The 21174-nt window shown below is 33.9% G+C and carries 16 protein-coding genes; 9 read left to right on the top strand and 7 right to left on the bottom strand.

Features of this window, described 5'->3' with window-relative positions:
• Window positions 1-155: 155 nt before the first annotated feature.
• The 3 genes from GR162_RS04585 to GR162_RS04575 form a co-directional block, all read right to left on the bottom strand.
• Window positions 156-1115 carry a GSCFA domain-containing protein gene (locus GR162_RS04585; protein WP_160781149.1) on the bottom strand — a complete coding sequence of 320 codons (960 nt, stop codon included), beginning with the start codon at window positions 1113-1115 and terminating at the stop codon, window positions 156-158.
• A gap of 98 nt (window positions 1116-1213) precedes the next feature.
• Entirely contained in the window at window positions 1214-2008 is a 795-nt protein-coding gene (locus tag GR162_RS04580) for a hypothetical protein (protein WP_160781148.1), read from the bottom strand.
• Window positions 2009-2097: 89 nt separating this feature from the next.
• Complete coding sequence (locus tag GR162_RS04575) at window positions 2098-2847, bottom strand: hypothetical protein (protein WP_119789434.1); 750 nt, start codon at window positions 2845-2847, stop codon at window positions 2098-2100.
• Window positions 2848-3201: 354 nt separating this feature from the next.
• On the opposite strand from GR162_RS04575, the gene GR162_RS04570 reads away from it, so the two are divergent.
• Entirely contained in the window at window positions 3202-4947 is a 1746-nt protein-coding gene (locus GR162_RS04570; RefSeq protein WP_160781147.1) for an ABC transporter ATP-binding protein, read from the top strand.
• Between the two features lie 283 nt (window positions 4948-5230).
• On the opposite strand, the gene alaS is transcribed toward GR162_RS04570, so the two are convergent.
• Complete coding sequence (gene alaS / locus GR162_RS04565) at window positions 5231-7870, bottom strand: alanine--tRNA ligase (RefSeq protein ID WP_160781146.1); 2640 nt, start codon at window positions 7868-7870, stop codon at window positions 5231-5233.
• Between the two features lie 277 nt (window positions 7871-8147).
• On the opposite strand from alaS, the gene GR162_RS04560 reads away from it, so the two are divergent.
• The 8 genes from GR162_RS04560 to GR162_RS04525 all read left to right on the top strand — a co-directional run bounded on the left by GR162_RS04560 (window position 8148) and on the right by GR162_RS04525 (window position 15675).
• The gene (locus tag GR162_RS04560; protein ID WP_066032623.1) at window positions 8148-9125 is read left to right on the top strand and encodes a M23 family metallopeptidase; all 978 of its coding nucleotides are present in this window, start codon (window positions 8148-8150) and stop codon (window positions 9123-9125) included.
• A gap of 46 nt (window positions 9126-9171) precedes the next feature.
• A complete protein-coding gene (locus GR162_RS04555; RefSeq protein ID WP_008467004.1) occupies window positions 9172-9504 on the top strand; it encodes a MerR family transcriptional regulator in 333 nt (110 codons plus the stop codon).
• 34 nt (window positions 9505-9538) lie between these two features.
• On the top strand, window positions 9539-10123 hold the full coding sequence (locus GR162_RS04550) for a LemA family protein (protein WP_008467005.1): 585 nt from the start codon (window positions 9539-9541) through the stop codon (window positions 10121-10123).
• A gap of 78 nt (window positions 10124-10201) precedes the next feature.
• Window positions 10202-10639 (top strand): TPM domain-containing protein, encoded by a 438-nt coding sequence (locus GR162_RS04545; RefSeq protein ID WP_008467007.1) that lies wholly within the window; start codon window positions 10202-10204, stop codon window positions 10637-10639.
• A gap of 3 nt (window positions 10640-10642) precedes the next feature.
• The gene (locus tag GR162_RS04540; protein WP_160781145.1) at window positions 10643-11470 is read left to right on the top strand and encodes a YgcG family protein; all 828 of its coding nucleotides are present in this window, start codon (window positions 10643-10645) and stop codon (window positions 11468-11470) included.
• 92 nt (window positions 11471-11562) lie between these two features.
• Window positions 11563-11976: an Rrf2 family transcriptional regulator gene (locus GR162_RS04535; protein ID WP_008467009.1), complete on the top strand. Its 414-nt coding sequence runs from the start codon at window positions 11563-11565 to the stop codon at window positions 11974-11976.
• Between the two features lie 248 nt (window positions 11977-12224).
• Window positions 12225-14786 (top strand): TonB-dependent receptor, encoded by a 2562-nt coding sequence (locus GR162_RS04530; protein ID WP_160781144.1) that lies wholly within the window; start codon window positions 12225-12227, stop codon window positions 14784-14786.
• A gap of 145 nt (window positions 14787-14931) precedes the next feature.
• Complete coding sequence (locus tag GR162_RS04525) at window positions 14932-15675, top strand: DUF2490 domain-containing protein (RefSeq protein WP_202393893.1); 744 nt, start codon at window positions 14932-14934, stop codon at window positions 15673-15675.
• 140 nt (window positions 15676-15815) lie between these two features.
• Here the strand turns inward: GR162_RS04525 and GR162_RS04520 are convergent, their stop codons facing one another.
• The 3 genes from GR162_RS04520 to era all read right to left on the bottom strand — a co-directional run bounded on the left by GR162_RS04520 (window position 15816) and on the right by era (window position 21140).
• Entirely contained in the window at window positions 15816-18569 is a 2754-nt protein-coding gene (locus GR162_RS04520) for an outer membrane beta-barrel protein (protein ID WP_160781143.1), read from the bottom strand.
• Window positions 18570-18725: 156 nt separating this feature from the next.
• A complete protein-coding gene (gene der / locus GR162_RS04515; protein WP_160781142.1) occupies window positions 18726-20039 on the bottom strand; it encodes a ribosome biogenesis GTPase Der in 1314 nt (437 codons plus the stop codon).
• A 219-nt stretch (window positions 20040-20258) separates the two neighbouring features.
• Window positions 20259-21140 carry a GTPase Era gene (gene era, locus GR162_RS04510; RefSeq protein WP_008467016.1) on the bottom strand — a complete coding sequence of 294 codons (882 nt, stop codon included), beginning with the start codon at window positions 21138-21140 and terminating at the stop codon, window positions 20259-20261.
• Window positions 21141-21174: the final 34 nt, after the last annotated feature.

The raw sequence follows: 21174 nt of genomic DNA, 5'->3' as shown, positions 1-21174 counted from the left end.
ACACATTTTACAAAAATGTAAAATTTAAACCTTAACAATTTACAAAATTATGAGCAATTATTCTAAAATTTTATTGTTGCATTTGCCATGAAGGCACTAAGGCGCGAAGTTTTTTATATTAACTGATAACCTTTTTATGAGGGTTATTCTAATAGTTAGAATTTAATATGCGGCAGTTTTTCTCCTATGATGTTTATTTTCTGCTGCAATTTTGCTAAGAATTTTTGGTGCTGTTCTGATTCTGGATTAAAACTGCGATGACGAAGACTTTTTTGGATTTCGTCTACTTCTTTCATTACTTGAACACTTTCTTCTGAAACATAATTTTCGCTAAAAAGCTTCCAGATATAATCTATCGCAATCTGATTGGGATGCAACATATCTTCGTTATAAAAACGATAATCGCGAAGTTCGTCCATCATGATTTCGTAAGAAGGGAAATAGTTATGAGTTATGGGTTTTGAATTATGTGTTTTTAAAACTTGATGTAAAGCTGTAAATAAATGTGATTTGCTTAATTGATTTTCTACAAATCCGTCTTTAATATGTCGAACTGGGGAAATAGTAAAAATGAAATTTATATTGGAGTTTACAGTCTGAATGGTTTCAATTGTATTTTGAATACTTTTTTGAATGGCTTCTGCCGACAATAATTCTTTTGAAAATTGTTTTTGAGGCACTTTATGACAGTTGGCTACAATTTCATCTTTTTCAAGATTTCTATAAATCCAAGAAGTTCCGAAAGTGATGATAATATGGGTCGCTTCTTTAAGTTGTTTATGGGTTTCTGTTACAGCTTTATTCAGAGTTTCTAATAATTCTTGACGGTCAGAATTGCTTAAATCTGAATGTACTTCAAAGCTATGCCAACGCTCGTTATAGAAGAAAACATCTTTTTCTTCAAACCAATCTTGTTTAGAAATTCTGCTAAATAATTTTTCAATTGAAACCGGATTAAAAATGATCCCAAACGGATTGGTTTCATTCTGAAATTTAAAATAATCGAATTTCTCCGCCATATTTTCTGCAAAACAAGACCCTATAGAAAGTATTTTCGAATTATAATCGATTGGCAAACTACTTTTGGAAATGGGTATTTGGGTTCTGAATTGCATGATTTTGAAATTAACTACGAATTTCACCAATTTTAATCAATAAAAAAACCAAATACAGAAGTATTTGGCTTTTTTATTGATTAAAATATTACCTAATGTTAATACGTATATTCAATTTCATACTCAATATTTTTTCCTCCTCCATCAAATGAAGTATGTTTTGTTGGGTACGAAGCATCATTATAAATATAAGTCGTTAAATAAACCGATGGATTCGGAAATTCAGTTGTTGTTCTTGTAGTTTTTACAATATTATTAGTTCCAAATCCTTCAATTTCGTTTAATAACAAATTGAAACCTAGTATATTTTTCAGGGGATTTTTTTTGGAATCGTATTCAAAAACTAATGTTGTAGTTGAAGAACCAGACTTTTCTTCCACTCTTATTAAGTTTCCATCTTTATACGTTAAAGTTCCTTCTCCACTTTTAGTTTCGGTTTTCTTTATATTATCAACGGTGTAATCAATGTAAGAAATTGTTCCATTAGAATTATGAGTATAAACCACTTTCTCAATATAATAACCGTCGGGATATTCGACACTTATGTCTTCTCTAAAAACTTTAGTTTTTAGTTTTCCATTTTCATAACTATATGAAACTTCTTCATTTTTAATTTCTTTCCCATTTTCTATATCAAACTCTTCTTGTTTAATTATCACATCTCCATTGTATGTAAATATTGTTTTTGAATCTTCTTTAACGATATTTAGAATTTTATTACCATCGTAAGTTAAAGTTCCTTTACTATTTGTTCCTAAGTAAATAGAAGGGTAAACATAAGAAATCGTCTTTGGCAATGTAGAATCAATTTCTTGCAAAGGAGAATTTTCATCACTTGAACATGATGATAGGATTAAAGCTATAGCGCCAAAAAGCCATAATTGTTTTTTCATAATTGAGAGATTTTGTTATACTTTTCAAAATTAAGAAAGCCAGAAGCATTTGCAACTGGCTTAATATTATTAATAAGAATCTTCAATTATTAATAAAAATATTCCGTAGTACCTAGACTGTCAGACCCGTTATCAACTTCTTTAGTTGGATATCCTTGCTCATTATATGTAAAAGTACTGTTTGTCCACAAATTACCATCTGATGTATCTGTAAGGATATTGAATTTAACGCCATTTGCTTCTCCATCAACAAATGCAATTTTATCCATTCCCAAAATATTTTTTGTTGGATTATTTTTATTATCATAAGTATATTTATGATTTGGTGAGTTAGAACTTATAATTTCGCTTACTTCACCATTTACAAATTTAATTGTAGCTGTTCCCGAAGCAACCGTTTGAGAAACATCACTTCCTGAATACCCTTTTACTGAAATTGTACCATCTGCATTATAAGTATAAACTTCCTTGTAACCTCTTAATACCGCTACACCTTCCTCTTCTTCATATTCAACTCTTAAAAAAGTTGATAGCTTTCCATCATTAGTGTATGTAAAAGTATCTACTTGTTCTGACTTTCCATTAGGAAGCTTGTAATCAATTTTTGTAATTAAATCTCCAGTGTAAGTATAATACAGATTGAAAAATCCAGTATCATCTGTTACACTTACTATTTTGTTACCATCGTACTTAAAATTAACGGTAGCTTTATCACCTTCTGGACTTGTAATAACAGTTTTTTTAAGCAAAACAAGATCTGAAGAACTTGACGAATCATCGCTTGAACAAGATGTTAAAACTAGTGCTAAAGCACCAAAAAGGCATAATAATTTTTTCATATTGATTTGGTTAAAATTTGTTAATGGTGCAAACGTAATATAACCGAAATTCAAAACCTTACGTGATTCCACATCGAAACACATTTTTCAATTAAATCAATTATTAAAACACTAATAGCAAACAACATAAAAGTTTACTAAATAATAAAATTTTCAAAAAAAACTTAAATATGGAAAAATAATCAGCCTTTATGACTTCTTATATTCAAATTAAAAAAGTGAAACACATAAAAACTTTAAAAACTCTATCAGCAATTTCACCTGTAAAAAATTTAGATTTTTAATAACAAAAACCAACTCTAGAAACTAAAACAATTCCTTATTTTTGCATCTTCCATTTTTTTAAAATCTTATATGAAATTACTATATACCTACATTATCAGACACAAAATGCTCTTGTTTTTTGCGTTGATAATGGCTACTATCAACATTTGTTTCAGTTTGTCAGACTCAGTAATCACAGGAAAATTAATGCAGGACTGTGGTGTTGGAATCTCAAAATACAAAGGAAACGAAATCGGATTTATAAAATCTTTAGCTTTCTGGCTTGGCCTTTCTCTTGGCGCTGCTATGATTTCGAGAATTACCAAAAACTTTCAGGATTATTTTACCAATGTCGTTATTCAGCGTACCGGCGCTCAAATGTATACTGACGGAATCAAGAAATCTCTGGATCTTCCTTATGCAGAATTTGAAGATCAGCGAAGCGGTGAAACTTTAAGCAAACTGACAAAAGTTAGAATCGATTCAGAAAAACTGATTACACTTTCCATTTCGCTAATCTTCCAGACTATTATCGGTTTTATATTCGTAATTGTTTATGTTGCTCGAATCGATTTCAGGATTTCGATTATCTTCTTAATTACAGCGCCAATTATTGCTTTGGTTAGTTTGTATTTGGGAAAAAAGATTAAAATCGTTTCTCGAAAAATTGTGAATCAGACTAATGCATTGGCTGGTTCTACTACCGAAAGTTTACGAAATATCGAGTTAGTAAAAAGTCTTGGTTTAACATATCAAGAAGAAAAACGTTTAAACTTAAATACGTTTAAAATTCTTCAATTAGAATTACAGAAAATCCGTTTTATAAGAAGTTTAAGTTTTATTCAGGGAACAACGGTTCATTTCTTGAGAACTTGCGTTGTTTTTGCCTTATATTACTTCTTGTTTGGAGGAAAAATTATCGTTGGTGATTTATTGACAATGGTATTTTTTACGTTCTTTATTTTTGGTCCATTACAAGAATTAGGAAACTTTATTATTGCTTTGAACGAAACAAAAGTTTCTATGGAGAATTTCAAAAACTTATTGAATGCTCCTAAAGAATTCCGTCCTAAAACTCCAAAACATGTTGGAGCAATCCAGAAATTGCTATTTTCTAATGTGAGTTTTCAACATAAAACAGCTAAATTCAAAGCAGTCGAAAATATCAATTTCGAAATCAAACAAGGACAAACCGTCGCTTTTGTTGGTCCGTCTGGATCTGGAAAAACAACTTTAGTAAAATTATTAGTTGGATTGTATACTCCAGAAGAAGGAGAAATTCTTTACAATGATATCGATTCAACCGAAATTGATTTGCTAGATTTAAGAAAACAGCTCGGTTTTGTGACTCAAGATGCACAATTATTCTCAGGAACAATTCGCGAAAACTTATTATTTGTCAAACCAAATGCAACCGACGAAGAACTTTATGATGCTTTAAAACGCGCAAGCTGCGACAAACTCCTTAAACGTGCTGAAGACGGTTTAAACACCACAATCGGCGAAGGGGGAATCAAAGTTTCTGGCGGAGAAAAACAGCGTTTATCTATCGCAAGAGCTATTCTTAGAAATCCGAATTTATTGATTTTTGATGAAGCGACTTCTGCTTTGGATTCTATTACAGAAGAAGAAATTAATGACACTATTCGAAATATCTCAGACAAAAATAGAATTACAGTTTTAATTGCCCACCGTTTATCAACCGTAATGCATGCTGATAGAATTTTTGTCCTAGAACAAGGTAAAATCATTGAACAAGGCAGACATGAGGATTTGATCGTAGAAAAAGGATTGTATTACGCTATGTGGCGCCAGCAGATTGGGGAGCGAAAATAGTTCTTTTTAGCCACTAAGGCTCTAAGACACTAAGATTTTAAGTTTTTTAAACAATTTATACACGTACTATTTGTCATTTCGACGAAGGAGAAATCTCCGTAAGTAACTCCGCAACGAAAATCCAATCTTTGTCGAGCTTCTCGTGGAGATTTCTCCTTCGTCGAAATGACATAAAAAGAGAAATACCATAAAATACAAAAGCCGAGAGATTTTACAATCTCTCGGCTTTTTTGAATATTATAAAAAAAACTTAGAACCTTAGTTCCTTAGTATCTTAGAACCTTTATTTTACAAAATCCACTGCCTTATCCAAAGCCTCAGCAATTCCATCAACATTTTTACCTCCTGCGGTTGCGAAGAAAGGCTGTCCACCACCACCACCTTGGATGTATTTTCCTAATTCACGAACCACTTGTCCTGCGTTTAGGTTTTTCTCAGCTACAATTTCTTTAGAAATGTAACAAGTCAACATTGGTTTTCCTTCATGAGCGGTTGCGAAAACTACAAATAAGTTATTGTAAGAACCACCTAATTCGTAAGCTAAATCTTTTGCGCCTTCTGGGTTTAAATCTACTTGTTTTGCCAAGAATTGAACTCCATTGATTTCTTGCAATTCTTTAGCCAAATCAGCTTTCATGTTTTTAGCTTTATCTTTTAATAAAGCTTCTAATTGTTTTTTCAATTGGGCATTTTCATCCTGTAGTGCCAAGATTGATTTAACCGGATCTTGAGCATTTTTAAGAGCTTCTTTAATTTCAGCTAAAGAAACAGCTTGAGATTCAAAATATTCTTTTGCTGCTTCACTTGTAATGGCTTCAATTCTTCTAATTCCAGCCGCTACAGCTCCTTCAGAAATAATTTTAAAATGCCAGATATCTGATGTATTGGCAACGTGAGTTCCTCCGCATAATTCGACAGAATCACCAAATTTAATGGTACGAACTAAATCACCATATTTCTCCCCAAATAAAGCAATTGCTCCTTCTTCTAAAGCCTGTTCTTTCGGAATAGCTCTTTTTTCGATTAATGGCAAACTTTCGCGAATCCTAGCATTTACGAAGTTTTCTACTTCTACTAATTCTTCATCACTTACTTTAGCGAAATGAGAAAAGTCAAAACGCAATGAAGCATTTCTTACCATCGAACCTTTTTGCTCAATATGCGTCCCTAAAATCTTACGTAAAGCCTGGTGCAACAAGTGCGTAGCCGAGTGGTTAGACGAAGTTTTAGCTCTTTGGTTTGCATCAACAACCGCGTTAAAAGTTCCCGTAAGGTTTTCTGGTAACGATTTTGCTAAATGTATCGTTTGGTTATTTTCTTTCTTTGTGTCTATGATGTAAACAATATCACCATTTTGAGCTTCCAAATATCCTTTATCTCCCGTTTGTCCTCCGCTTTCTCCATAAAAAGGAGTAGCATTGAAAACCAATTGGAAAATCTCCCCGTCTTTAGCACTTTCTACTCTACGGTATTTAGTGATTTTAACCTGTTGAGATAATCTGTCGTAACCAACAAATTCCTGAATATCATCCTCTACAATTACATTCCAGTCTCCTGCCGTAACTTTCGATGCCGCACGGGATCTCTCTTTTTGTAATTGCAATTGTTCTTGAAATCCTTCTTCGTCTAATTTCAATCCTCTTTCAGAAAGAATCAAAGCTGTTAAATCGATTGGGAATCCGTAAGTATCATACAATTCAAATGCCTTTTTACCATCAACAGTATCTGTATTGTTATTTGAAATTACAGCATCTAAAAGAACTAATCCCTGATCTAACGTTTTTAAGAATGAATTTTCTTCTTCACGAATTACATTCGAACAAAGCGCTTTCTGTGTTCTGATTTCTGGGAAAGAATCTCCCATTTGCTCGCTTAAAGTCTCAACCAATTTAAAAATAAACGGCTCTTTTGTTCCTAGGAAAGTAAATCCGTAACGAATTGCACGACGCAAAATTCTACGAATAACATATCCTGCTCCCGTATTAGAAGGCAACTGACCATCAGCAATAGCAAAAGCTACCGCACGAACGTGATCTGCCACTACACGAATAGCAATATTCATTTTATTTTGTTCTTCACTAATGCCAGTTACATCATTAGTTGTATATTTTGCTCCAGTAATGGTTTCAATTTCTCTAATTAAAGGCATGAAAACATCAGTATCATAGTTTGATGTTTTTCCTTGTAAAGCCATACACAAACGCTCAAATCCCATTCCGGTATCTACGTGTTGTGCTGGAAGTTTTTCTAATGAACCATCAGCTTTACGGTTGAATTCCATGAATACGTTATTCCAGATTTCAACTACTTGCGGGTGATCATTGTTTACTAAACTTTTTCCAGAAACTTGTGCTTTTTCTTCTTCAGAGCGTAAATCAACGTGAATTTCAGAACAAGGTCCGCATGGTCCTTGGTCACCCATTTCCCAGAAATTATCTTTTTTGTTTCCAAGAATGATTCTGTCTTCGTCGATTAAAGTTTTCCAGATGTCCCAAGCTTCTTGATCAAACGGAACGTTATCTTCTTTACTTCCTTCAAAAACAGAAACATAAAGATTTTCTTTTGGAATTTTGTACACTTCTGTCAATAGTTCCCAAGCCCAATTGATCGCTTCTTTTTTGAAGTAATCGCCAAAAGACCAGTTTCCAAGCATTTCAAACATCGTGTGGTGGTACGTATCGATACCTACTTCTTCAAGGTCGTTATGTTTTCCTGAAACACGAAGACATTTTTGCGTATCGGCTATTCTTGGACTTTTTGGAGTTCCGTTTCCTAAGAAAAATTCTTTAAACTGGGCCATCCCCGAGTTATTGAACATTAGGGTTGGGTCGTCTTTAAGAACAATAGGAGCTGAAGGAACAATAGTATGTCCTTTACTCTCAAAAAAATCTAAAAATTGTTTACGTACGTCTTGTGATTTCATATTTAAATTAGAAAAATGTGTCTGTTTAATGTGTCAATTTGATAATTAGACGATTAGATAATCCATTCATTTGATGATACGTTAAGTTTTTTATAATGTGATTAAAAAACTTATAATTTAAACAATAAATTGCCTATTTTGCGCATTATCTAATGATAAAATAGCCCCAATATCTAATCATTAATCCTCGTAAAAAAAGTGTCGAAGAGCTGAAACATTTATCAGTTTTATTCGACTAACTTATTTTACAGGGAGCAAAAATAGCGTATTTTAAAATATGGCGAAAGTAAAATATTATTACGACCCGGAAAATCTGGCCTATACGAAAATAAAAACCAGAAAAAGAATTAAAATTGGTTACGCCTTACTGTTTTTATTAGCCTCGGCATTGTTTGGCTTTTTAGTTTTTGTCCTTTTAATTAATACGCCTTATTTTGAAACTCCAAAAGATCGTTTGCAGGCACGCGAAATTGAAAATTTAAAGCTTCAATATGCCATTTTGAATAAAAAACTGGATGAAATTGATGAAGCGGCAGATGCTTTAGAAGAACGTGACAATAATATTTATCGTGTTTATTTCAACAAAGCTGAAATTCCAGATTCAATTCGAAAAGCTGGTTTTAGAAGTTCTGACAGATACAAAGCTCTAGAAGGGTACAATAATTCTCAATTGGTTTTGAATGCCACAAAAAGAATTGACAAACTTTCGAAGCAATTGGCGATTCAGTCTAAATCTCTAGACGAAATTTTAAAATTAGCTGGAGCTAAAGAAAATTTATTGTTAGCGATTCCTGCCATTCAGCCAGTGCGAAATGAAAATTTAAAGCGCGTCGCGTCAGGTTTTGGATACCGCATTGACCCTTTCACGAAAGTGAGAAAAATGCATAACGGAATGGATTTCACCGCCAATACAGGAGCTCCAATTTACGCAACTGGAGATGGCGTGGTGCAAAGAGCTGACAACACGGCCTCTGGGTACGGAAATCATGTCGTAATCAGGCATGGTTTTGGATATGAAAGTTTGTACGCGCATTTAAGCAAATACAACTGCCGACCAGGACAAAAGGTTAAACGTGGAGATGTTATTGGATACGTGGGAAGCACAGGAAGATCTGAAGGTCCTCATTGTCATTATGAAGTGCATAAAGACGGAAAAGTGGTTAACCCGCTGAACTTCTATTATGGAAATATTTCGGCTGTAGAATATGTGGCAATTTCTCAAATGGCAAACCAAGAAAATCAATCATTAGATTAATAGTACAAAAAATAGTATTTTTGAAATAAAATAGAAAAAACGAACCATGCATATTGAACTTTCTAAAGACAAAAGATATTACAGTATTGGCGAAGTAGCCAAAGCTTTTAATGTCAATGCCTCTTTGATACGATTTTGGGACAGCGAATTTGACATTCTAAAACCTAAAAAAAATGCAAAGGGAAACAGGATGTTCACACCAGAAGACATTACCAACCTTCAGCTAATCTATCATTTAGTAAAAGAAAGAGGATTTACGCTTGAAGGCGCCAAAATACACTTAAAAGAGGGTCAGAAGAAAACGTTAGATAAATTCGAAATAATACGTAAATTAGAGTCGATAAAAACGCAGCTGAACGAGATAAAAAACGAATTGTAATTAAAAATAGAAATAAACTTAAATCAAAACAAATATGAAAAAGTGGTTAATCCCTGTAGGAATTATTGTAGCACTTATTGCTATTATCGCATTTTGGTCGATTGGTATTAAAAATACTGCTTTGCAACACAGCCAAGCTGTAAATAAAGAATGGGGAAATGTTCAAACGGCTTATCAAAGACGTAATGATCTTATCGGGAATTTAGTAAACACTGTAAAAGGTGCTGCTGACTTTGAAAAAGGAACTTTAACAGCTGTTATTGAAGCGCGTGCAAAAGCTACATCTGTAACAATTGATCCAAGCAATGTAACTCCTGAACAATTAGCGGCATTTAATCAAGCTCAAAGTGGCGTTAGCTCTTCTTTATCAAGATTATTAGTTTCTGTTGAACAGTATCCAACTTTAAAAACTAATGAGAACTTCTTGAAACTACAAGATGAATTAGCAAGCACTGAAAACCAAATTTTAACGGCTAGAACTCGTTTCAATGAATCAGTACAAACGTATAACGGTTATGTTTTGAAAATTCCAAACAACTGGTTCTTGAGCGAATACAAAGAAAAACCATATTTTGAAGCTTCTACTGGAGCGGACAAACCTGTTGAAGTAAAATTCTAAAGATTAATATTTTTGATTAACGATTTCAGATTTAATCTGTAATCTAAAATCTACAATCTAAACTCTAAAATAATTTCCATGTCAAAAGTAGAAGATTTTTTAACCAAAGAAGAAGAGCAAGAAATTGTTGAAGCTATTCGTATGGCTGAAAGTAATACTTCTGGCGAAATTAGAGTACATATAGAAAAAACAACTTCTAAAGTCCATTTTGATAGGGCTTTAGAAGTTTTTCATGAATTGCGAATGGATGAAACTAAATTAAAAAATGGAGTATTGCTCTATTTTGCAGTTGAAGACAAAAACTTTGTGATTTGTGGAGACAAAGGAATTAATGATTTAGTTTCTAATGATTTTTGGGATTGTACCAAAGATATTATGGTGAATCATTTTAAAGCCGGCAATTTTAAACAAGGAATTGTTGACGGTATTTTGAATGCCGGAGAACAACTCAAAAAATACTTTCCATCTCAGGAAGGCGATATCAACGAATTATCTAACGAAATATCAAAAGGATAAATAATGAAAAATTCCCAAATTAAAATCTCAAATTCTAATAGAATTTTTCAGATTACTCTTTTGTTTATCGCATTTTTTATCAGCAATACCATTTTTGCGCAATTTGAGATTCCGCCAAAACCAAGTTTTCAGACTTCTGTTTACGATTATGCTAATATTTTAAGTTCTACTGAAAAAGCACAATTAGAAGAAAAACTAATTCGCTATTCCGACTCGACTACAACTCAAATCGTAATTATTACCATTGAAAGTTTAAAAGGAGAAGATGTAAGCCAATTGGCCACAAAATGGGGACAAACTTGGGGAATTGGAGGAACAAAAGAAGATGACAATGGAGTTGTTATTCTTTTGGCAAAAAACGAAAAAAAGATTGCAATTAATCCTGGTTACGGACTTGAAGATCGTTTAACAGCAGGAATTGGAGGAACAATCATCAGAAATATTATTATACCAGAGTTTAAGGCAGGAAGCTTCTATAATGGTCTTGATAAAGGAACTGATGCTATTATTGATGTTTTTAAAGGGAAATTTAAAGGCGAACGCAAGCAAACAAAAAAAGGACAAGACTTCCCTATTTTGCCTTTTATCGTAATTGTGGTAATTGTTTTAATTTTACTCTCTCGAAATAAAAGAGGCGGAGGAGGAAATTCTGGCAACAATGGCGGTGGAGGTCCTAGCCTACTCGACGTTATTATTCTAAGTAATCTTGGAAGAAGCGGCGGAGGCGGATTTGGAGGCTTCGGTGGCGGCTCATCTGGCGGAGGCGGAGGCTTCGGCGGCGGATTTGGCGGTGGAGGTTTCTCTGGCGGTGGATCAAGCGGAGGCTGGTAATTTATTCTGGTTCTAATTTTCTTTGTTTCAAGTTCAAGTTTAGGTTTCAATATTAAAAAATCATACATTTACATTTTACAATTTATTAATAGATGTTATCACATAAAGCAAAATACGCCCTTAAGGCCTTACTTTATTTAGCAGAACAAGACGAAAATCACATTTCCAGAACTGTGGAAATAGCTGAAGGGGCTAATATTCCCAAAAAGTTTTTAGAACAGATTTTATTAGATCTAAAACGCGGTCGTTTTGTAAGCAGTAAGCAGGGAAAATTTGGCGGATATTATCTGATAAAATCCAAAAATGACATCACTTTGGCAGAAATTCACCGATTATTTGACGGTGCAATTGCACTTTTGCCATGCGCTTCTTTAAATTTTTATGAGCCTTGCTCTGATTGCAAAACCGAGTCTGAATGCAGTCTGCGTCACGGTTTGATGCTTATTAGAGATAAAACTTTGAAGGCTATGGAAGGCATTACAATCGCTTCATTGGTGAAAAAATAAAAAAATATTTTCTAAAGTCTAGTAAATCGATAGAATTAATTATATATTTGCCAAAAATAATTAACTAATCATTTACAAAATTTTAACTCATGAAAGTACATTCTAGTAAATCAGGTGGACAAAATCTTTCGCAAAAAAAATCTAATTATAATTTCACAACTGTGAATACTGTTTCATCTATGATGTGTATGTGTTGGTAAAAAAAATTTAATATTAAATTCTACTAATCACATATACTTAATATAAAAATGAAAACATCTTTACAAAACATATTTACAATACTTGCAGTTTTAACGTTCTCAATTTCTTTTGCTCAAAAAATTGAAGGAGTTGTGACTACTGATCAAAATATCCCTTTAGAAGCAGCCAATGTGGTAATTAAAGGAACAACTTTTAGCACGATTACAGATTCTGAAGGACGATTTTCAATCGAATCTCAAGGAAAATTACCTCTTACCCTTTTAGTTCAATATATAGGCTACAATACTGCTGAACTTGAAATTACGGCTATACCAGCTTCTCCATTATTAATCACTTTACGTGAAGAAAACAAACTTGTTGAGGTTGTAGTATCTTCAAGAAGAAGAATAGAAAAAGTACAAGATGTGCCAATTGCGGTTTCTGTTGTTACAGGAAAACAAGCCGAAGCAGCTGGAGCCTTTAACGTTAACCGTATTAAAGAATTGGTTCCTTCTGTACAATTGTATTCTTCTAACCCTAGAAATACTGGAATTAACATTAGAAGTTTAGGTTCACCATTCGGACTTACAAATGATGGTATCGATCCTGGAGTTGGTTTCTACGTAGACGGTGTTTATTACGCTCGTCCTGCAGCAACTACTTTAGATTTTATCGATGTAGAACAAATCGAAGTATTACGTGGTCCGCAAGGTTCTTTATTTGGAAAAAATACTACTTCAGGAGCTTTTAATATTACTTCTCGCAAGCCAAGTTTTACTCCAGGTGCTGATTTCGAAATAAGTTATGGAAACTATGCTTTTTTACAAGCTAAAGCTTCTATAACAGGAGCATTAGGAAAAAAAGTGGCTGGTCGTTTATCTTTCTCAGGAACTCAGCGTGATGGTTTAATTGACAACGTTGTTACAGGAAGACCAACAAACACTTTAAACAATCAAGGTTTTAGAGGACAATTATTATGGACTCCGACAGAAAATACAAACGTTACTTTTGCAGGAGATCTTACAACACAGCGTCCTGACGGATATGCTCAGGTTGTTGCTGGTGTTGCTCCTACTCAGAGAGCTGCATACCGTCAGTTTGATGCTATTATTAAAGATTTAAATTACCAATTGCCGACTTTAAATGCTTTTGATCGCAAAATAGATCATGATACACCTTGGCGTTCTGGACAAGATTTAGGAGGTATTTCATTAAACATTGATACTAAAATTGGAGGCGGTACGCTTACTTCTACAACTGCTTGGCGTTTTTGGAACTGGGATCCATCAAACGACAGGGATTTTACAGGATTACAAGTTTTGGCAAAATCTCAGAACCCAACAAGACAAACTCAGGTTACGCAAGAAGTTCGTTATGCTGGACAATTAACTTCAAAAATTAGTGGTGTTGCAGGTGTATTCTTCATTGACCAGACATCTCAAACAAATGGTACAGAAGAATCTGGAAATGCTCAATGGAGATTCTCTCAAAGTTCAACTAGTCCACTATGGAAAACTCCAGGTCTTTTTGAAGGATACGGAATTCATACTGATGCAAGAATTAGAGCTTCTAGTGCTGCCGTATTTGGTCAGATTGATTGGGCACTTACAGAACGTTTCCATGTTTTACCAGGTTTAAGATATAACTTTGATAAAAAAGACGCTCATTATTCTCGTAAAACTTATGGAGGTCTTCAAACTACAGATCCAGCCTTATTGGCTTTGAAAAAATCAGTTTACTCTGATCAAGCATTTGATTCAGATACAGATAATACAGACTTTTCTGGAAACATCACGCTTACTTATAAAGCATCAGACAAAATCAATATTTACGCAACAGCTGCTAAAAGCTACAAACCTGTTGGAGTTAACGTAGCTGGTCTTCCATCAAACTCAGCTGGACAGCCAATGACTGAACTTGCGGTGATTAAACCGGAGAAAGTGTATCATTATGAATTTGGTGTAAAAACTTCTCCATTCAAAAATTCAATCTTCAACTTAACGTTCTTTAATACAGATATTAAAGATTTCCAAACCAACGTTCAAGCAGCTGAGTTAGGAGTAAATCGCGGTTATCTTGCTAACGCAGATAAAGTACGAGTAAGAGGTGCAGAATTGGACGCAAGTTTTGTTATCAGCTCGCACTTAACCATCAACGGTGCGGCAACGTATACAGATGGAAAATATGTTAAATTTACAAATGCGCCACTTCCGTTAGAAGAAACAGGACTTGTTGTTAATGGAGTTCAAGTAGCTTACAAAGATGTTTCTGGAACTGAATTGCCGGGAGCTTCAAGATGGGCAGGTTCACTTGGAGGTGAGCTTTCTGACAATGCTAGATTCTTTGGTAATGCTGGAAAAATTTTCTTCGCTGCCGACGGATACGCTCGTTCTGAATTTTCTTCAAGCCCTTCGGCTTCAAAATATTTAGTTGTAAAAGGTTACGCAATCTTTAATGCTCGTTTAGGCTTCCGTGCTTCGCAAGGTTTATCTATTCAGATTTGGGGAAGAAACCTTTTCAACAAAGATTACTATGAGCAATTATTGCCTGCAAGTGGTAACACAGGGCAATATGCTGGAGTTCTTGGTGATCAAAGAACTTACGGAGTGACATTTAAGTATTCGCTGTAAGGTGGTTAGTTAGTTTTAGTATTAAAAAGGGATGCATTTTAAAATGTGTCCCTTTTTTTATTTCACAAAAAAACCTTCAAAACAAATTTTAAAATAGAAAGAATTAAGATCATTTGTATAAATTCGCAGCCTGAATTTATCTTTCTTGAGCAGATCTTTTAAATTACTTTTCACCATACTCTTTGTTTGCCAGACGGTTACAGGGCAAAACCAAAGAAATATCGACCATCAGACTTTGACTTGGATTCGATACTACAATATTTTTCCATTATCTGAAAAGTGGGCTATTCATTCCGAATTTGACAATCGAAGCTTTGTAAACCCTGTTCATGAAAATCTTTTTGTTATACGATCTCAAGCTCGTTACAGGGTAACTAAAATGATAGATTTGGGTGCTGGATTTGCTTTTTTTAGTGTGAATACTCAAAATCCAAACATCGATCCAGATTATTCTGTTCCTGAATATCGTGCACAGCAAGATGTAACATTGATTAATGATATTGCTAAAATTACCTTTCATAACCGCTTTCAATTGGAAGAACGCTTCATTCAAAGAGCAGACAAAAACGGACTTTTGGATGAATTTTCATTTGCATATAGATTCAGATACCGTTTGCAATCTATGTTTACAATCTGGGAAAAAGAAGAGAGAAGCATAAAAGGCACTATTTCTGACGAAGTTTTATTCAATTTCGGAAAAGACAACCGCAGGAATACATTCGATCAAAATCGTTTTTATGTTGCGTTGCGTTATCATTTCAATCCTAATCTTGGTTTAGAATTGGGTTACTTAAAAAACTTTCAAAGACGCGCCAGCGGTGTAGATTTTTACGATCGCGATATTATTCGATTTACGGTCTATCATAGGATTAATCGGAAAAAGTTATGAGTTATGAGTTATGAGTTATACAAAAAATGCCTGTCAAATTAAATTTGGCAGGCATTTTTTAGAACCTTTGTGTCTCTGAAACTTTGAGCCTTTGCTCCTTAGAAACTTAGCATCTTAGCACCTCAGAACCTAAAAAAGAATCATGATCCTCTCTGTATCCTTCCTCCTTTTTTACTTTCAGCAAAATTTCCAATTTTATAAGCTAAAGAAAACATCACATATCGTTTTAAAACTGTATTTTCTTCATCTCGAATAGAAGTTGGTGAAATGGTTCTTGTTGCACTTTGGTTTTGATTTAAAACATCATACACTTTCACTTTTGCATATAGTTTTTTATCTAAAAATCCGTAAGACAAACTAGTATTCCAAAGGAAAAAATCCTTTTTAAAATCGTCTGAGATATTCGAATTATAAGTATATCCAAAGTCATTTCCGAAAATTAAATTTGCTGGCCAATACGATGTTGTCTGCATATTAATTCTGTGAATTACGTTTGAAGTCGCGTCTCTTGAAAAATTTTCATATCGCGTTTCGTTGTATGATAAACTGTAAGATGGCGCAATAGAAAGCACTTCACCATAATCATAAGAAGCATAAACACTTGGCGTAACTACAACGGATTTTGCGTAATATAAAACAGCATTAGTGAATACTTTATCAAAATTATAGTTACCGCTTAAACGCAACCCGTATCTTAAAGTATTCGCATCTTTTTTAATCTGCTGATTCCAGTTTCCTCCAACCGAAGCCGAGTAAGTTCCTGAAATATTTACGTAAGTTGTATTTCTTTTTCCGCTATCATCATAAATCGAAGTAGAAACAATATCATTGTTATAATAATCTCCTTTAAGAAACAAACTATAGCCTGAGCGCGTTCTAAAATCAAAATTCTTAAAATCGATACCCGCAGTACTTTTTTCAATCGGATTAAGATTTGGATTTCCGATTACGCTGTTTAACGGATTATTTAAATCTGCAACTGGCATTAATTGTGTTGCTGACGGAAGCGCATTAGAATAATCGTATTTGAAAGTTAAGTTTTTAGAGCGGTTGAATTTGTATCGAAGCTGGGCTGTTCCGTACGGAAGCATATATCTCTTATTCAGATCTGTAGCCTGATTTAAATAAAAGGAATGATTATCAAACTCCACAATTGATGTTCTCGAATTTACATTCAGCGTAAATTTACTTTTTTGCCAAGTAATCCCCACTTTTGGCGTAATCGAATTTTGTTTTGATGTGGTATAATTGGTCAGTGATAAATTTAAATCTGAATATTCTTGCGAAGCATCATCAAAATTAAATGTCTTTTGATCGTTCATAGAACTCTGCCAATCAAAATCGGTTCCGAAACGCAATCTCAGCGAATCTGTCACAGGCTCTGTGTATTCTAAGTCAAGCGAATACGCATCGCTTTTTGAGGTATTTTTTGCATTCTGATTTCTTTCATCATTTGGTTTATTATCTTGATAAAAAATAGTCTCAGAAATATTGATTCCGTTCGAATCATTTTTAGTGTTATTGTTGTTAAAAACCACACTTAAATTTCGCGATTGCTTCTTAAAAGTTTTGTTGAAATTAATACTGTTGGCAAAACTCGTATTCGAACTTTCTGAATGAGATGTCGCTGTACTTTCGTTTAAAGCATCGCCATTTTCATTTTCAGAAAAAGTCGAAGAAGAGGAATTACTGTTTGATTCAGATAAATTCAATTTAGGAGCAAAAACAATCTGCATAGTTGGATTGATTTTGTACTCTAACTCGAAATTGACTTTGTTTCCTGTATTTTCATTTCTGGTTTTAGAATCTGCTTCGGTTAAAATATTCCCTGTTGGCAATAGACTAAGCTGATTCGATTTGCTATCATTTTTAGTCACAGCATTAGTAAAATTATAACTGCTCATAAACTCCAAATCTTTGGTCCAATCATCAGAATAATTAATTCCAGCCAAAGTAGATTGCGTAATTCCTTTTCCTCCACTGCTAGCGCCTTGACTTCCGCCTTTAGCATTTCGTCCGCCACCCATATTATCAAAAACCTCATCCATAGAAAATCCGGTTGAGTTAATATTGTTTGACGAAGCCAATACGCTTATTTTTTGTTTATTTTTGAAAAAATTCATCATTAAACTGCTTTCGTAGCGTTCGTCTGAACCATATCCTCCCAGCACTTTACCGAAATATCCTTTATTTTTCTTTTCGTCAATGGTAATGTTTATACTCGAATAATCTGAAGTTGATTCTTGTTTGGCTAATTCTTCTTTTTTGGTTTTAAAATCAGAAACCTGAACTTTTTTAATAATATCAGCCGGAAGATTTTTAATGGCAATAGCCCCGTCTTTATCAAAAAATGCTTTTCCGTTGACTAAAACCTGATTGACTTCTCGCCCATTTACCGTAATTTTCCCTGTATTATCGACATCAAATCCTGGCAACTGTTTCAGTAATGTTTCCACATTTGCATCGGGACGTACTTTATAAGAGCCTGCGTTAAATTCTAAAGTGTCTTTTTTAATGGTAATTGGTGGTGCTTCGCTTTTAATTACCACCTCATTTAAAACATTGGCATTTTCAAGCAGGTACAATTTACCAAAGTCTTTACTTTCTGTAAGCGCTTTTTGTTCTTCAAAATACGCTTGATATCCCGTGTAATTTACTTTTAAGAAAACTGGCTTATCATACTTTTTAGTATTGATAATAAAATTTCCGTTTTTATCAGTTGTAGCATATTCAATAATGGTTGAATCTTTTACTGCTGTAAAATAAACGGTGGCTAGTTCAAGCGGAAGCTGCGAGTTTATATCGACTACAGTCCCTTTAATAACGATATTGTTTTGGGCGTTTGCCGAATAAACAAAAGCTAAAAACAATAGAAATGAATAAATTCTGGTCATAAAATTAGGTTAGTTAGATCGGTAAGACTAAAAAAAACACAAAAGGTTTAATTGTATTTTTTACATTTAACCAAATATAATGCCATACAAAAAACCGATCTTTTAATAATCAAGACACCAAACATAAAAAAATCCCCTATCTAAGGGGATTTTTTTTTATTTTTCTCTGATGTAAATATCGATTGGAACTCCTGCAAAATCCCATTTTTCACGAATTTTATTCTCTAGGTATCGCTTATAAGGTTCTTTAACATATTGCGGTAAATTAGCAAAAAACACAAATTGCGGTGTTTGAGTTGGCAATTGCATGCAATATTTAATCTTTACATATTTTCCTTTTGTTGCTGGTGGCGGATACGCTTCAATCACCTTCAACATATATTCGTTGAATTTTGAAGTTGCAATTCTTTGTTTTCTGTTTTCGTAAACTTGAACTGTTGCTTCAAGCGCTTTCAATAAACGTTGTTTTGTTAAAGCAGAAACGAATAAAATTGGCACATCTGTAAATGGCATCAATTCTTTTTTGATTTTCTCTTCGTAATCGCGTGTAGACATAGTATCTTTTTCTACCAAATCCCATTTGTTTACCAAGATTACAACACCTTTACGGTTTTTCTCTGCCAACCAAAAAATACTTTGATCTTGACCTTCAAATCCGCGTGTTGCGTCTATTACCAAAATACAAATATCAGCATGCTCAATTGCACGTACGGAACGCATTACAGAGTAAAACTCTAAATCTTCTTTTACTTTTGCTTTACGGCGAATTCCTGCAGTATCCACCAAATTAAATTCAAAACCAAAACGGTCAAATTTAGTATCAATTGCATCACGAGTTGTTCCAGCAATATCAGTAACAATATAACGGTCTTTACCAATCAATGCATTGATAAAACTAGATTTTCCAGCATTTGGACGACCCACAACTGCAAAACGAGGCAATTCTACTTCTGGTGTTTCTGGTTCTGGTTTTTCTGGGAAAGCTTCAATCAAAGCATCCAATAAATCTCCAGTTCCACTTCCAGAAATACTGGCAAAAGTGTAATAATCGCCTAAACCAAGATTGTAAAACTCTACAGCGTCTTTTTCGCGCATAGCGTTATCTACCTTATTTACAGCCAATAAAACTGGTTTCGTTACTTTACGAAGTAATTTTGCAACCGTTTCATCCATTGGCGTAATCCCTTCTTCAACATCAACTACAAAAATGATAACATCGGCTTCGTCGATAGCAAGTTCTACCTGTTTACGGATTTCACCTTCGAAAATGTCATCCGACCCTCGAACATATCCACCTGTATCAATGACAGAAAACTCTTTTCCGTTCCACTCGCTTTTACCATAGTTTCTATCACGGGTAACCCCAGATACTGAATCTACAATAGCTTCTCTTCTTTGTATCAGCCTATTAAACAGGGTCGATTTCCCTACGTTAGGTCTTCCTACTATCGCAACAATGTTATTACTCATTTTTGTAAATTTTAGATTTTAGATTTCAGATCTTAGATTTTTAATTCCTTTAAAAACCTAATCACTTGCAAACCAAAATGCTTTGTTTAAATTTTTTGCAAAGGTAGTTAAAAAAAGATGCTAAGCTACTAAGTTTCTAAGTTCCTGAGTTTTTTTATTTTTTAGTCACAGTCACAGTTTTCAGACTGAGACTGTAAACTGCGACTGTAAACTTCTTTTTTACTGATTATATCCGAAACGTTTCAGCATATTTGCGTTGCTTCTCCAGTTTTTGTTGACTTTTACATAAAGTTCGATGTGAATTTGTTTTCCGAAGAACTTCTCTAAATCAGCACGGGCATCGGTTCCGACTTTTTTCAAAGCTGCACCTTTATGGCCAATAATGATTCCTTTTTGCGTGTCGCGCTCCACCATAATTACCGAACGGATTCTGATAATATTGTCGGTTTCATGAAATTCTTCTGTTACAATTTCTACTGCATACGGAATTTCTTTAGCATAATTCAATAAGATTTTCTCACGAATTGTTTCGTTTACAAAGAAACGTTCTGGTTTGTCTGTTAATTGGTCTTTTGGATAATAAGGTGGTGATTCTGGCAATAATTCGATAATTCTTCCAAAGACTTCTGGAACGTTGAAATTCTGCAAAGCCGAAATTGGGAAAATTTCAGCGTTTGGCACTTTTTCTTTCCAAAAAGCCACTTGCTGTTCTAGTTGTTCTTGGTTTGAATTATCAATTTTATTTAAAAGCAATAAAACCGGAATCTTGGCATGAATGATTTTCTTGAAGAAGTCTTCATCCTTCAAGTCCTGCTCGCCTATCTCGACCATGTAGATTAAAATGTCAGCATCTTCAAAAGCCGATTTTACAAAATTCATCATCGATTCCTGCATTTCGTATGCTGGTTTGATGATTCCTGGAGTATCAGATAGAACCAATTGAAAGTCTTCTCCGTTTACGATTCCAAGAATTCTATGACGTGTAGTTTGTGCTTTTGATGTAATGATCGACAATCGTTCTCCAACGAAAGCGTTCATCAATGTTGATTTTCCAACATTTGGATTTCCGATAATATTTACGAAACCTGCTTTATGTGACATTTGCATGATATTTTAAGATGCAAAGGTAGTCATA

It is taken from the genome of Flavobacterium sp. HBTb2-11-1 (genome assembly GCF_009826975.1).
Taxonomy (GTDB): domain Bacteria; phylum Bacteroidota; class Bacteroidia; order Flavobacteriales; family Flavobacteriaceae; genus Flavobacterium.
This window is presented reverse-complemented; position numbering and strand designations above follow the sequence as displayed.